Source organism: Flavobacterium zhoui (assembly GCF_042787235.1).
Lineage (GTDB): Bacteria > Bacteroidota > Bacteroidia > Flavobacteriales > Flavobacteriaceae > Flavobacterium > Flavobacterium zhoui.
In genome coordinates this window covers 90,743-105,430 of sequence record NZ_JBHZPY010000011.1, presented here as the reverse complement: position 1 = coordinate 105,430, position 14,688 = coordinate 90,743, and the positions used below count along the sequence as shown (strand labels likewise).

Here is a 14,688-nt window from a genome sequence, read left to right as displayed (position 1 = left end):
TGATTGATGCTATTTTTATCTAAATTAATTATTCACTACTTTTTTTATTCTAAATTCAAAACTTCGACTTCTTTGTAATCTTTATAAGAGGAAGTGATCACTTTTTCACCTGCTTTCAATCCGCCGAGTACTTCATAGTATAATGGATTTTCTCGACCCAATTTGATTGCTTTTCTCTCTGCTTTGTTACCCTTGACTACAAAAATCCATTTTCCACTAGTTTCTTCGTTAAAGCTTCCTTTGGAAAGTACTACCGTCTTGGTTTTTTCTGATAGGTTTAATTTTACGCCAAAACTCAATCCTTGTTTTAGATCTAATTTTTCAGCAGAAACAAAATCCAATTCTACTTGAAACCTTCCGTTTTTAATTTCGGGAATCACTTTAGTTATTTGAACTTCGATGGATTTATTTTCAAAATCTACTGTTCCTTTTTGTTGCTCTGCAATTTTATCCAAATAAAATTCATCGATGTCGGCCATCAATTTATAGCCTTTCCTGTCATCAATAGAACCAATACTTGTATTTTGTACATAGGTTTTCCCGAGTATAGGTTCAAAGGAAGAAAGTCTTCCAGAAATTGGTGCTGTAATAAGGAAATTCTTTTTATTCATTCTTAAAATATCCAAACTTCTGTTCATGAAACCAATGGATTGATTCAATTGTCCTATCTGGACTTGATTTGCCAATTTTTCTTTTTTGACACTTTTTTTGATGATATTCATGCGCTCTTTTTGAAAACGATAATTTTCTTGGGTCTTTTCCCATTCATTTTTAGAAAGTATTTCTTTATCAAAAAGTTTTTGGTTCAATTCGAATAAGTTTTTAGCATCAAGATAATCGTGCTCTATCCCAATCAAGTCTTTTTCTAAATTCAGTTCCTGATTTCTTAAATCGAGTTTGGCTTTGTTCAAATTATTGATTTGTTCGATAATCGCTGTTTCCTGTTGCATATACGCAAGTTCTGCATTAGGATTATACAAGCGCGCTAACGGCTGTCCTTTTACAACCATATCTCCGTTTTCAACAAATATTTCCTGAACTGCTCCACCTTCTATAATATTAACTAACATTGAATTTAAAGGAACTGCTTTTGCCTGAAAAGACATAAAATCTTCGAAAAAATTATTTTCTACGGTCTTGATCGTAATTTCAACTTTTTTTACGTTCAAACTTCTTTTTTTGGTCGCAGAAGTAAAAACAAAATACCCAAAGAGTAAGATAATTGGCAAAGCGATTAAAAGATACTTATTTTTGTTAGTTTTACCTGTGATTACGGTGTCCATTGTTTGTTATTTGTTAACCTTAAAGGGATTTTTATGCCGATATTTTAAACATTGTAATAGCCTTATTTTTAAGTTTTTATTTTTAATAAAATTCACACGGTGTCCATTATCGAACATCTTTTGTCCGAAACCGAACAGTAATGAAATCTTTTTGATTCCAAATTAAAATTCAAAATAGAGAAAAAAGATTCCATGTTCCTCTAAAAAAGCAAATATTAGCTTCACATGAAAAAGACCAACGCCTCCATATTAGTCATAGACGACCAAGAAGATATTCTTTTTGCTTCCAAAATGCTTCTTAAAAAGTACTTTGAAAATATTTATACACTCAATAATCCAAAAAATGTAGTTGAATTATTGGCAAAAAACACCATTGATGTGGTTTTACTCGATATGAATTACAGAATTGGGTTTGAGGATGGTAAAGAGGGTTTGTATTTGTTAAGAGAAATAAAAATGCTTTCGCCAAAGACTATAGTCATTTTGATGACTGCTTTTGGCAAGGTTGAAACGGCCGTGGAAGGTTTAAAAGCAGGTGCTTTTGATTATATTTTAAAACCTTGGGAAAACGAAAAATTACTTAGCGTTGTTAAGCAAGCTGTTGATAAAAGCAGGAAAGAGCAGAAGAAATCAAATGATTTCGGGATTGCAGAAGAATTTTTTGTTGGGAATTCGGATATTATAAAAAAGGCTTATTCGCTGGCAGATAAAGTCGCAAAAACCGATGCCAATGTTTTAATTCTTGGCGAGAACGGAACCGGTAAATATGTTTTATCACATCATATTTATTGCCAATCGGAGCGGAAAAATAATCCTTTTATTCATGTTGATTTAGGTTCGTTGAACTCCAATATTTTTGAAAGTGAATTATTTGGCTATGCTAAGGGCGCTTTTACAGACGCAAAAGTTGATACTCCAGGACGTTTTGAAATGGCTCAAAACGGAACTATTTTTTTGGATGAAATTGGAAATGTCCCATTGCATTTACAATCTAAACTCTTGCAGGTTATCCAAAACAAAACGGTAACCCGATTGGGAGAATCAAAAGCGAGACCGTTAAATGTCCGGATTATTACAGCTACTAACTTAAATCTGAAGCAGGCAGTTGTAGATAAAAACTTCAGGGAAGATTTGTATTATCGCATCAACACTATGGAAATCGTGTTACCTCCATTGCGAGAACGAGACGAAGATAAAATCCCTTTGGCACACTATCTCTTGCGAAAAATGATAGCTAAATACGGACGGGATGAAATCACTTTTAACGAAAAAGCATTGGAACAAATAGCAAAGCATGCTTGGAACGGAAACATTCGGGAAATGGAAAACAGAATAGAACGCGCTGTGATTCTTTGCGAGAATAATCACATTACTGTCTCCGATTTGGATTTGGGACAAATAACCACTTACGAAGAAAACCAAGACGATATTCAACTTTCAGCTGTCGAAAAAACAGCCATCGAAAAAATATTATTCAAGAACAACAACAATATCAGTAAAACCGCTGAGGAATTGGGATTGTCCAGAGGCGCATTATACCGACGTTTAGAAAAATATAAAATCAACTAATATGTTTACATCCTTAAAAATATACCAGATCCTTTTTCTTAGATTAATTTTTATTCTTTGCCTTTCCGGAATTTCCATATTTATTTTAAAAAAAGGATTCGTCTTTTCAGCACTTTTTGGGCTACTCGTACTTTTTATTCTCTTAGTCGAAATGTATTTTTATATTAAAAATACGTTTTTGCTTTACGACAGAACAATCACTTCGATTCTGCAAAATGATTTTACATCGGATTTTTCGAAACATAAATCGTATCAAAATTATTCTATTTTATTCAAGCTGTACGAAACGCTAAAAAATAAAGAAAACGAGCAGGTTTCAAAAGATATTGTCTACCGTTCTATTTTAAATACTATCGAAACAGGAATTATCATCTTGCAAAAGGAAGGAAATGACTGGAACATTTTTTTGATGAATGATTTTTTTGCTAAACATTTTGATGTACCAAAAGTCTCCAAATGGAAGTATCTAAAAAATCATTTACCTGCGTTATGTGAAATTATCGAGAAACAGGATTTTCAGGAAATTAAAACATCATTAGAGATTCGTGTCAATCAGCAAGACACGCAAACATTTGTGATGCAGACTTCGAGTAGTGAAATTTATAAACAACATTATTTTATTGTTTTACTGGATTCAATTCAAAATGTAATTGAAAAAAAAGAGAAAGAGGCTTGGATCAATTTGATGAAAGTAATCTCGCATGAACTTTTGAATTCGATAACTCCAATTCGCTCACTGTCCCAGAATTTACAGGACATGGTTCAGCAAGAAACCATTTCGGCAGAAGATTTGGACGACATGAAAAGCAGTGTTGCTACAATGTTGAGACGAAGCGACCATTTACAACAATTTGTAGAAAGTTACCGTAAACTGGCCATGTTGCCATCTCCAAAAAAAGAAAAAACCGAATTGTTGCAGTGGATTGAAAACGGCTTCCAAATTATGGCTCCAATCTTCAAAAAAGAACAAATAGAAGTCATAAACACGATTGCTTTCGACCACAGGCTAAATGTTGACATGCAACAAATGGAACAAGTACTGATTAATCTTTTTACGAATTGCATTTATGCTTTGGCAAATGCAGAAAAAAAACAGATTATTATTTCGGCAGAAGTTAAAGAAAAGAGAATTTTTATCATGATTACCGATAACGGAAAAGGCATCGAAAAAGAAATAGAATGTAAAATATTCTTACCCTTTTTCACCACTCGCAAAGAAGGTGCCGGAATTGGCTTGACTTTATCCAAAAGTATTGTAGAAGCTCATGGCGGCTATTTGGCGCATAGAAATCATGATGGAAAAACCACTTTTGTAATTTGTCTGGTTGATCATTAAATTTTAGTTACGGAAAAATGCTAAAAAGAGGAAGAAAATGTAGGAGATAAAAACCATTATTGCTATTGAATTATGTCTTAAGACCTTACGCAATTCGAACCTGCCATTGTTAGTAATCAATGGTGTTGAGAGATTTTATAAAATATCAGTCAATTTTTCAAACAAAAAAAACCTCCAAAATCAAATGATTTTGAAGGTTTGTGAATTATGGTGGTCCATACGGAACTGTTTACGAACCATTTTCTATATGATTTCAAGAAGCTGGTATTAAAAACTTAATGATTAGAGATGCACACTATTCATACTTTGTCTATGGCTTTGTTTCATACAGTACCCCCCCCCCCCCCCAGTTAATATTGATCTTTGACAGTTTGTTATGTAATCCTTTCTTCAATAAAACCTTTCCAAATTACAAAACCTTTTCTGTCAGCTGAATAATCGTGAAGTATTCTACTAAAATTATCTGGTGGATTTTCTATAAAAGCTTGTCTTCCGTCATTTCTAATGATATTTAGGTAGCTATCAATTTGTTTTAATTTATTAGGAAGGGATTGTTTGTCATTGTCAAAATGCCAAATATAAGTTGCTTCTTCTGTATTTAGCGTTTCTAAAACAATATGAAATCCTGTTTTCCCAGCTAGAAGAAAAACAAATGAAAATGGATTCAAAACGAATCGGATTTTAAGAATAGTTCTTTCATGATGGTTGGCTAAATATTCTAAATGCGTTTGGTGTTTGTAATTTTTATTTTGTAAAAAATCATTCAATAATTCATCTCCCGAATTATATAATTTGATATTATTTTCATTTTGTAATTGATTTATATCGAGTAAATTTTCTTGACTAACGGGATTTTGTTTTCCTAAGAAAGTCGTGGCTACAAATTTAAACTTTACACTTTCAATCAATTCTCTATTTATTTTTTTTAGATCATTGGATAATGCCAATTGCGACATTAGTTTTCCATTTTCAAATTCTGCGTGAATAGTAACTTCTATATTTTTAATTTTGAGTGTCTTTGAAAAATAAGTCTTCAAAACCTCAAATTCTGGTCTCATTTCAAGATTTTCAATATCAAATTCAAGTTCGGTTTTCATTTCTGAAATTTCATATTTAAAAGATATACTTCCATAACGAAATTCAAGTTTTTCAAATGCAATTTTTACTTTTTTATCAATAATAAAATTGCTTTTTGAAACAATAATTTCCTCTTCGGGTTCGTCAAATAAAGTTGCCTGTTTGTCTATTTTTCGATAATAGACATTTCTTTTCAGAAACATTTTGTTCAAATAATCAATTTTACTATCACGATAATCATAAATAGTTGGTGTTATTTCTAAACGTTGCACTCTACCGATGTATTGGATTAGTTTTCCTTCAAAAGAAAACGGATAAACTAGAAAAAGACAATTGGCATTTTGCAAATCGGTTCCTTCGCCAAAGAATTGCCCAGTGGTTACGATTACTTGATAGCTTCCTTCTTTTAGCAATTTCCATTTTGAGTTTTTACTGCTTTCAGAATCTTCTCCACTCAACGTAATTGTTTCGTAAGACTGCTTTAAATATTGATAAAGCGAGTCAATATGTTCTTTACGTTCAGTAATAATAATGACTTTTCTATCCGATTTTAATTCATTGATAACATCTTGAAGAATGGTTTTGTTTCTTGTGGAATCGTGAATTAGGATTTTTGATAATGTCTCAAATTTGTCCGTTTTTGAATTGAATGGAACATCAAGTTCTGTGTTTCTAATAATGATTTTCGGTTTTTTAGAGGTAGTTATTTCATCAGATTTTATTTCCGCAATCATTTCGCCCAAATGAATAAAAATCAATTTACTATCGTTGTATTTTCGGAATGGTGTTGCCGTCAGCCCATACAAATAAAAGGTTTGCAATTTTGAAATTGTATTTCTAAATGTTTCAGCAGGAATATGATGGCATTCATCCAAAATAATAGTGCCAAAAGCATTCAAAATTTTCTCGCCATCAGGTTTCTCCAATTCTTTTGACAAACTTTGAATCATTGCAACCGTTATCTGCTTACCGATTTTGGTTTTCCCTTGACCAATTTTTCCAACCTCATTTTTTGGAATTCCAAGAAAAGTTTCAATTCTTTCTATCCATTGGTCTGCAATTTGCTTGCGATGGGTGATGATTAATGCAGGTTGTTTTTTCTCTGCAATTATTTTTAATCCCACTATAGTTTTTCCAGAACTTGGAGGAGCAACAATTACTCCTAAATCTTTCTTTGCAATTGTGTCAATCACTATTTGCTGATGTTCTCGGAGTTGTGCATTGAATGAAAAAGCAACCTCTTTTAACTTTTTCCTTTCATCTTTAAAATTATAATCGATTTTATTTTCTCTACAAAATCGAATTATTTTCCCGATAAAACCTCTAGGAATAATGACTTCGTTTTCTTTTTCTTCAATCAGTTTGAAATAACGTTCTGTTCCAAAAGTGTTTTTGCCAATCTTCTTTTTGACTAAAAATTCCGTATTCAGAAAATTCAATTCTTCTTTTAGAAAATTAATTAATGGAGTTGAAATAGCATTGTGATTAATTTTTATGTCATTTGCCAATCTTATCGTTAGCTTTTCATTGTCCAATTTGGGTACAATCGAAGCAGTAATGTTTTGTGGTGTATCAATAATTTGGTATAATTCATCAAGCTTTATTGTCGAAATTCTTTGAATATTTTTTATGTAATCCCATTGATTTGGAATTGGCTCTAGACTTTCTACATCTATAAAACAACTGTTTCCTTGTTCATAAGTTTTCTTATACAAAGGAAGTGCTATCAAATTTCCAAATCCTTTTCCGGAAAGAAAATCTTGATTGGGAAACATTCTGTCAAAACTGGAGCTTTTGTCAAACAAAGAAAAGACTCCTGTTTGTTGTAAAACAGAAATAAATAACTGCCTGCTTTTTATGGCTGGATATGGCTTTTCAAAAAACACCCAAACGTGTCCGCCTTTACCTGATCGAGAGCGTTCCAAATAGGCAGGAATTCCTTTTTCATTACAAGCATTTATAAACTTTTTGCAGTCATCAGCCCAATCTACTTTATCAAAATCTGCCACGATAAACCACGAAGTATTGTCTTTGAGTAATGGATAAACTCCAATATGTTGTTCTCCGTTTAAGTGTTTTTCAATTTCCCTTTCTGTAAAAGGCAAATATTCTTTATCTGCATAATTTTGAAAAGTGCCACTATTCATTTTATGAACTCGATACCGATATGGGTCATAAAAATAGGCTGGCATATAGCCACTGTTACTCCCTTTTTCCCACCGAACTGCAAATACATCTTCTCTTCCTGTAAAAATAGATTTGAATAGTTGGATGTTATTTCTCTCGGCTGATGTTGACATAATTTTAATGTTCAAATAGTCTATTCGTTAAAGAAATTACAAGTGAATTAGAATGTTAGATTTACAGACTATTTTATATGCGTTGGATATAATATATTTTGTAATTTATCAATTGCTTCTTTGTGCTTTTGGGTAGGCATTTTTTCAAGATTTATCATTTTCCAAAGCACCGAAGGAAGGTTAGAAATAACGTCAACATTTTCCATTTCTAGTAAATTCCAATCAGGAGTTTTGTTTTTGAATGACAAAAGAAATTTCTTTTCATTATCTGTCATTTGAGAATTGATTTGATGAATTAGATTTTCTCTAGCTTCTTCCAATTGTTCTAAAGGAACATCCACTTCAGCCATTTGTTTGAACTCTGTTTCGTAAATTTCACTAATTTCTTTTCGATTTGGGGCCAACAGTTCTGACATTGGTCTTTGATGACTTATTAGAAATATTAAGAATGTTTTTCGTAAATTATCCGTTATCCCTTCGTTTTCGAGAAGAAATTTTACATCAAATAAATCCCTTGGATGTTGTCTGTCTAAAGCTGCACATAATTTACCAGCATATAAATCTGGAAGTGATGCTACTTGCATTTCTACATATCCAAATTCGTTTTCCACTTCTTCAACAACCTCCATCCTTACTTCTGGAAAAACAGTTCCTCTAATTACTGGCGATAATTCTACCTTAATACGTATATCTCCTTGACTAACAATTAGTCGTAATGCATCGCTTTGGTCGTGTGCATCTTGTACTTTACTTCCAGGTATTTTTTGCTGTATCAATTTGCTTATTCTTGATAAAGCAGCTCTAATATTAATCAATGCTGTTTCTCGATCACCCATTGGTATGTATAGTAAATCGATGTCAACCGAAAGTCGAGGAAGTGTTCTGTAAAATAAATTGATTGCAGTTCCGCCTTTTAGCGCAAAACATTTTTCGGTGTCCACTAACGGTAAAACACGAACTAAAAGTTGTACTTACCTGCGGTATATATTGTTTGCGTCTATAGCCATTCTGGAACTGTTATTTTATATTTGTTATCTAATTTTCCGCCTTTTATTATCATTCTGTTTCCAGAACCAAATGTTATGTTTTCTCGATTTATTTTACCCAACCAAACATAATTTTGACGGTCTGCAAACCAAAAGAAAAGCCGTTTTACTTTCACGTTTTGACACCATTCTAGTGTTTTTTGAAGATTTCTAGGCGACAATGTTGTTAGCCCTTGCATTAATTGATCAGCGTGTTCAAAAGTTATTTTTTTTGGTACGTCTAACAATACTTCGAGATACGCTCTTTCTGGCGAAGATATAATTAGTTTTCGATTATCATTATCCCAATCCCTTTTTGATGTAAAAGGTTGTAATTGTTTGTTTTCTTCTGGATTTTTAACAAATAAACTATTAGTAGTATGTCTAACAAATTTTACATTCAAATCTAAATTTGCAACCCATTCCGGCAGTACATCATTTCCGAATAAATGTACTATTTTGTTATCTGATAATGATAAGTAATGCGATAATCCCTGTATTTTGAGTGCTGTTAAACCACCTACAACCAAATCTGTTTTCAATATTGACTGCAACGAGAAAACTACCGACTGCCAAGATATTTTACTGACATTTCTAACATAAACTCCTTTGCTTATAGATTCTAATTGGTTGCTTTTAAGTAAATTGTCTATTGCATGACGGCTTAAATTATTTTCCATAAGCCATTTATGAGTAGTTACTAAACCCTCGGGCATTATTTCGTATAACTCTTTTCTTCGCGCTACATTTACTGCCATAATTTAAAAATTTAGCATATTACGGCGTTAATCGCCGTTATGTAAAGGTAATATAAATTATTTGGTTTACAAAATATTGTTTTAACGGCGATAATCACCGTTGTTTTTAATTGGTTTAAATTCTGCAATTATGGTGTTTTTTATTACAAATGTAATATGTAGGGCTTTATTGTTAAAGAGACCTTACGTAATTCGAATCGTCTAATCCAAGTAAATTTAGGGGCTGACAAATATTAGATAAATATCAGTCAATTTTTCGAACCAAAAAAAAACCTTCAAAATCAAATGACTTTGGAGGTTTGTAAATTATGGTGGGCGATGAGGGGTTCGAACCCCCGACCCCCTCGGTGTAAACGAGGTGCTCTGAACCAGCTGAGCTAATCGCCCTAGTGCAATTTAGTTACTTTCGTTCCCGTTATTGCGTGTGCAAATATACGCCACTTTTCTAGATTTGCAAGTAAAAAATAAAAAAAAATTATAAAATTTCTGCTACTACAAAGGTGCTTCCGCCAATGAATATAAGGTCAGAATTTGCAGCGTTCTGTTTCGCTTTTTGATAAGCGTCTGTTACAGAATTGTATACTTCTCCTTTCAGGCCGAACATAGTTGCTTTTTTTTGTAAAATAGAAGCCTCTAAACCACGAGGAATATTAGGTTTACAGAAATAATAAAATGCATTTTTAGGGAATAAGGGAAGTATTTCATCCAAATCTTTGTCATTTACGACACCAAATACCATATGTAAATCATCAAATTTTTCTTTTTGTATTTGTTTCAAAACAATCTCCAGTCCATTTTTGTTATGTGCAGTATCACAAATAACTTTAGGAAATTGACCTAATTGTTGCCATCTGCCTTGTAAGCCGGTATTTTTTACTGCCGCTAATAAACCAGATTTTATATTTTCTGGTGTAATTTTAAATTCCTTTTGAGTATTTAAAATTGAAATAGTCTCAATAACGGTTTTTTTATTATGCATTTGGTAGTCCCCAATTAAATCTGAAGGATAATTCTCTGAAATCAAATCAGAAGCAAAATAGATTTCTGAATCGCATTCTTTGGCTTTAGCCAAAAAAACAGCTTTTGTTTCAGTAGTATATTCTCCAATCACTACGGGAATGGTTGGCTTTATAATTCCTGCTTTTTCAAAAGCGATGGCTTCAACGGTGTTGCCAAGAAACTGGGTATGATCCAAACCAATATTTGTAATCACGGATACAATCGGTATAATGATATTTGTGGCATCTAATCTTCCGCCCATTCCAACTTCGATGATGGCGATGTCCACTTTTTCTTTTGCAAAATAATCGAAAGCTAATCCAACGGTCATTTCAAAAAAACTCATGTCGTTTGATTCGAAAAAAAATTTGTGCTCATTTATGAAATTAGTAACAAATTCTTCAGAAATATCCTTTCCGTTTATTTTTATACGTTCTCGAAAATCCTTTAAATGTGGTGAAGTATACAATCCAACTTTATAACCCGCTTCTTGAAGTATGGATGACAACATGTGTGAAGTGGAGCCTTTTCCGTTAGTTCCTGCAACATGAATACATTTTACTTTTTCTTGAGGATTATGAAGATGAGCTATTAGTAAATGCGTATTGGTTAAATCTTTTTTGTAGGCCGAAGCGCCCTGTAGTTGGTACATCGGGAGTTGATTAAACATCCAATTTATAGTTTCCTGATAGTTCATTTTTTGAATAAAATTGTGGTTGTTTAAAATATTTTTCGTTTTTTTTAGTTTAATAGTACATCGAAAAGTATCTTTATTGCAAAATTGAAATAATTTTTAGAATTAATGAGTAAAAATCAATAATAATATATGTTTAGTTTTATACAATTACAAGCCGACACCATTGCCAATGCTGCGTCAAACGTAGTAATCGAGAAAATTGCTCCAAATACTGAAATATCTGTTTTGGAATTTATTTTAAAAGGAGGGTTCTTCTTAATTCCAATTTCAATCCTATTATTCTATACTTTTTATTTGATTATAGAACGTACTTTATACATTAATAAAGCCTCTAAAATTGATCACCGATTGATGTTAGATGTCAGAGACAATCTTAATTCCGGTAATTTGGAATTGGCTCGATCCATTGCCGAAAGAAGCAACACGTCTTCAGGTAACATTATTAAAGAAGGAATTCTTGTTATTGGCAGACCTATTGCCGAGATTGAATCTAATATGGATCGCGCTGCCGACATTGAAATTGGAGAAATGGAAAAGCATCTGGGACAATTAGGTCTTATTGCAGGGATTGCACCTACATTAGGATTTATTGGAACAATTTCAGGAGTAATTAAAATATTTTATAGCATTTCAGTTACAGAAAATATTAGTATTGGTAACATTTCGGGAGGTTTATACGAGAAAATGATCAGTAGTGGTTCGGGGTTATTAGTTGGTATTATTGCGTACAGCGCGTACCACTTATTGAACGGAAAGATTGATAACTTTGCTTTAAAAATTCAAAAACAGATACTGGAATTCGTAAATATTATTCAAAGATCGTAACATGTCTATAAAACGAAAAAGGAGATTTCATGCCGAAGTAGCTACTTCGTCATTGAGCGATATTATGTTTTTCTTGTTGTTGTTTTTTTTAATTATATCTACTTTGGCCAATCCAAATGTCATAAAAATGACGTTGCCAAAAGCAAAAGCAAACGAGAAAACAAATAAGCAGTACATTAGTTTGTCCGTTACAGAAGACAAGAAGTTTTTTATCGACAAACAGCCCGTAACATTTGAGGAGTTAGAAACAACTTTAATGTCTAAAATGAATAGTGAAAAGGATCAAACCGTTGTGGTAAGGATCCCATTCAATTTACAAGTGCAGGATCTGGTTGATGTATTGCAGATTGGAGTAAAAAATAATTTAAAATTTGTGATTGCTACGAGTCCTAAGTAATGTCATCTTTAGTATAAAAAAAATGCCTCGACTTATCGAGGCATTTTTTTTATGTTTAAATTATTGAAATTGGCATTTGATTTTTAATTCAAATTGAAATTGTAAACTATTTTTCCAACTTGTTTTTCCGGGGCATCGCTACTTGCATCCCATCTAGTATTCATGGCAGCGATTTTTGCTTGTTCTAATAAACAACTTGCCGTATTAGTTGTTCCTTTTATTCCGGCAACCGCATTTATCGTTCGGCCATTTCTATCAACGGAAACTTCAACTACCACTTTACCTTGTTCGTTACAGGTATATTTTGGAGCGGGTTTAGAAACCGCTTTTCTATTTCCTAAAGAATAACCAGTACCGCCACCAGAACCACTTCCAGATCCTCCGCCGCTTCCAGAACCATATCCGCTTCCAGTTCCTATTCCGTTTCCAGTACCATTTCCTCCGCCTGTTCCTCCACCAGAACCTCCGGTGCCATAATAGCCATTAGAACTCAAACTTCCGTTTGATTTTCCTTTATTTCCCGCTGTTTTATCATTACCATCTCCTCCTTTATTAGATCCTTTTAGGATACTGGATAACGCATCATTTGTATTATTGGAAACTTTAGGTTTTACAACAACTGGTTTTGTTATTTCTTTTACCGGAACGATGGTTTTTTTAGTCTTTTCTTTTTGAGGGATTACTACACTTTCTTCCGTTGTATTTTCCTGTGAAAGGATAGCTTCGTCAGGTGTTGCTTTTACAGGGATTTGTTTGGTTTGGTTTTTTACTTCTAAAACTTCACTCTTGTAATTCGCTCCTGAGCCTAAATCACTATCGCCGAAATTTACAGTAACTCCTCCGCCACCTCCGCCACCAGCTAATTCAGACATGTTGGCTGGGGGCCAAAATCGGATGAAAAATAAAATTAGCAGCAAAGTTGCATATAAAAGTAAAGATATTGCTAATGATTTCTTTTGATCTGAAGAAATGGTGGAACTCATCGGTATTTTAATATTTAAAAAGGATATGAATAAAAACGTTGAAATGTACTAAAAATTGCCAAGAGAGAAAAGGTAATCTATTGTTAAAATTAATTATTGCTGTTTAAAGTAAAAAAAACTCGGATTAAACAGATATCGTGAATCTGTTTAATCCGAGCAGTATTAAAATTATAGTGTTTTATCTTTTATGTCAATTGCTTCAATGCAATTTCAAAGGCAGTAGCACTAATATTTGTTTTTGATGGATTCAAATTATACGCTTTTTCAATCGCATTTTTTATAGTTGCCGAAGTATCTTGAAAGATAGCTTCATCCGTCATTTGTACTTTCTTTTCCATGAAATAAGCAAAAACACGAGCCATTCCGCAGTTAGAAATAAAGTCAGGAATCAAACTCACTTTATGATCTACGTCTTCCATAATTGGACCAAAAAATATTTCTTTGTCTGCAAATGGTACATTGGCACCACAAGAAATTACTTCAAGACCATTAGCAATTAAGCTGTCAATTTGAGATTGAGCAACTAATCGTGAAGCTGCACAAGGAGTGAATATTTCAGCACCAATTGTCCATATTTTTTGATTGATTTCTTCAAAAGGAATCATATTTTCTGCAACAAGTTTGTTTCCGTCTTTGGCAAGGAATAATGCTTTTATTTCTTCGAAAGTAAAACCTTCTTCGTTAATCAAACCACCATCTCTATCAATGATACCAATTACTTTTGCTCCCATTTCGGCTAAATAAAATGCTGCGGCTGAGCCTACATTTCCAAAACCTTGAACTATAGCTTTCTTGCCTTTTACATCACCGCCGTAAATAGTGTAATAATTACGAACCGCTTCAGCAACCCCAAAACCAGTAATCATATCTGCAATAGTATATTTTCTAGAAACGTCTGGTGAGAATTTTGGATTCTCTATTACTTTAACCACACCTTGACGCAACTGACCAATTCTATTGATTTTATCCGCTTCGGTTGGTTTAAAATGACCATTAAAAACACCTTCTTGCGGATGCCAAACACCACATTCTTCCGTCATTGGAATCACTTCGTGAATTTCATCTACATTTAAATCACCACCAGTTCCGTAGTAACTTTTCAATAATGGCGATACTGCCTTATACCAACGTTGTAAAACGCCTTTTTTTCTTGGGTCATTTGGATCAAAATTAATTCCAGATTTAGCACCGCCAATAGCGGGTCCTGAAACCGAAAACTTGACTTCCATTGTTTTTGCCAATGACAAAACCTCATTCATATCTAATCCTTTTCTCATACGTGTTCCGCCACCGGCAGCACCACCGCGAAGGGAGTTGATGACTGTCCATCCTTCAGCTTCAGTTTCGGGATCTTTCCAGTTAAAAATGATTTCGGGTTCCTTATTTTCGAATTTCTTTAATAAATCTTTCATTTATTGCGATATGTTTAATTTGGGCAA

The 14,688-nt window shown here is 33.0% G+C and carries 10 protein-coding genes, 1 tRNA gene and 1 pseudogene; 4 read left to right on the top strand and 8 right to left on the bottom strand.

Features of this window, described 5'->3' with window-relative positions; genetic code table 11:
- Positions 1–44 precede the first annotated feature (44 nt).
- Positions 45–1,283 carry an efflux RND transporter periplasmic adaptor subunit gene (locus ACFX5F_RS12805; RefSeq protein ID WP_379852392.1) on the bottom strand — a complete coding sequence of 413 codons (1,239 nt, stop codon included), beginning with the start codon at positions 1,281–1,283 and terminating at the stop codon, positions 45–47.
- Between the two features lie 225 nt (positions 1,284–1,508).
- Between ACFX5F_RS12805 and ACFX5F_RS12800 the strand changes: the two genes are divergently transcribed.
- Both ACFX5F_RS12800 and ACFX5F_RS12795 read left to right on the top strand, forming a co-directional pair.
- Entirely contained in the window at positions 1,509–2,852 is a 1,344-nt protein-coding gene (locus ACFX5F_RS12800) for a sigma-54-dependent transcriptional regulator (protein WP_379852391.1), read from the top strand.
- Between the two features lie 178 nt (positions 2,853–3,030).
- A complete protein-coding gene (locus ACFX5F_RS12795; RefSeq protein ID WP_379852390.1) occupies positions 3,031–4,188 on the top strand; it encodes a sensor histidine kinase in 1,158 nt (385 codons plus the stop codon).
- A 374-nt stretch (positions 4,189–4,562) separates the two neighbouring features.
- Here the strand turns inward: ACFX5F_RS12795 and ACFX5F_RS12790 are convergent, their stop codons facing one another.
- From ACFX5F_RS12790 to ACFX5F_RS12770, 5 genes and pseudogenes are all read right to left on the bottom strand, one after another.
- Positions 4,563–7,565 carry a TOTE conflict system archaeo-eukaryotic primase domain-containing protein gene (locus tag ACFX5F_RS12790; RefSeq protein WP_379852389.1) on the bottom strand — a complete coding sequence of 1,001 codons (3,003 nt, stop codon included), beginning with the start codon at positions 7,563–7,565 and terminating at the stop codon, positions 4,563–4,565.
- A gap of 68 nt (positions 7,566–7,633) precedes the next feature.
- Positions 7,634–8,521, bottom strand: a pseudogene (locus tag ACFX5F_RS12785) (nucleotidyl transferase AbiEii/AbiGii toxin family protein); the annotation flags it as partial.
- Between the two features lie 41 nt (positions 8,522–8,562).
- A complete protein-coding gene (locus ACFX5F_RS12780; RefSeq protein WP_379852388.1) occupies positions 8,563–9,348 on the bottom strand; it encodes a type IV toxin-antitoxin system AbiEi family antitoxin domain-containing protein in 786 nt (261 codons plus the stop codon).
- A 309-nt stretch (positions 9,349–9,657) separates the two neighbouring features.
- Positions 9,658–9,735 (bottom strand) — tRNA-Val (locus ACFX5F_RS12775).
- Between the two features lie 88 nt (positions 9,736–9,823).
- A complete protein-coding gene (locus ACFX5F_RS12770; RefSeq protein WP_379852387.1) occupies positions 9,824–11,044 on the bottom strand; it encodes a bifunctional folylpolyglutamate synthase/dihydrofolate synthase in 1,221 nt (406 codons plus the stop codon).
- A gap of 129 nt (positions 11,045–11,173) precedes the next feature.
- On the opposite strand from ACFX5F_RS12770, the gene ACFX5F_RS12765 reads away from it, so the two are divergent.
- Positions 11,174–11,869: a MotA/TolQ/ExbB proton channel family protein gene (locus ACFX5F_RS12765; protein WP_039110270.1), complete on the top strand. Its 696-nt coding sequence runs from the start codon at positions 11,174–11,176 to the stop codon at positions 11,867–11,869.
- Position 11,870: 1 nt separating this feature from the next.
- A complete protein-coding gene (locus ACFX5F_RS12760; RefSeq protein ID WP_379852386.1) occupies positions 11,871–12,266 on the top strand; it encodes an ExbD/TolR family protein in 396 nt (131 codons plus the stop codon).
- Positions 12,267–12,349: 83 nt separating this feature from the next.
- Here the strand turns inward: ACFX5F_RS12760 and ACFX5F_RS12755 are convergent, their stop codons facing one another.
- Positions 12,350–13,249, bottom strand: a complete 900-nt coding sequence (locus ACFX5F_RS12755; RefSeq protein ID WP_379852385.1) for an energy transducer TonB — start codon at positions 13,247–13,249, stop codon at positions 12,350–12,352.
- Positions 13,250–13,434: 185 nt separating this feature from the next.
- Positions 13,435–14,661 (bottom strand): Glu/Leu/Phe/Val dehydrogenase dimerization domain-containing protein, encoded by a 1,227-nt coding sequence (locus ACFX5F_RS12750; RefSeq protein WP_073210274.1) that lies wholly within the window; start codon positions 14,659–14,661, stop codon positions 13,435–13,437.
- Positions 14,662–14,688: the final 27 nt, after the last annotated feature.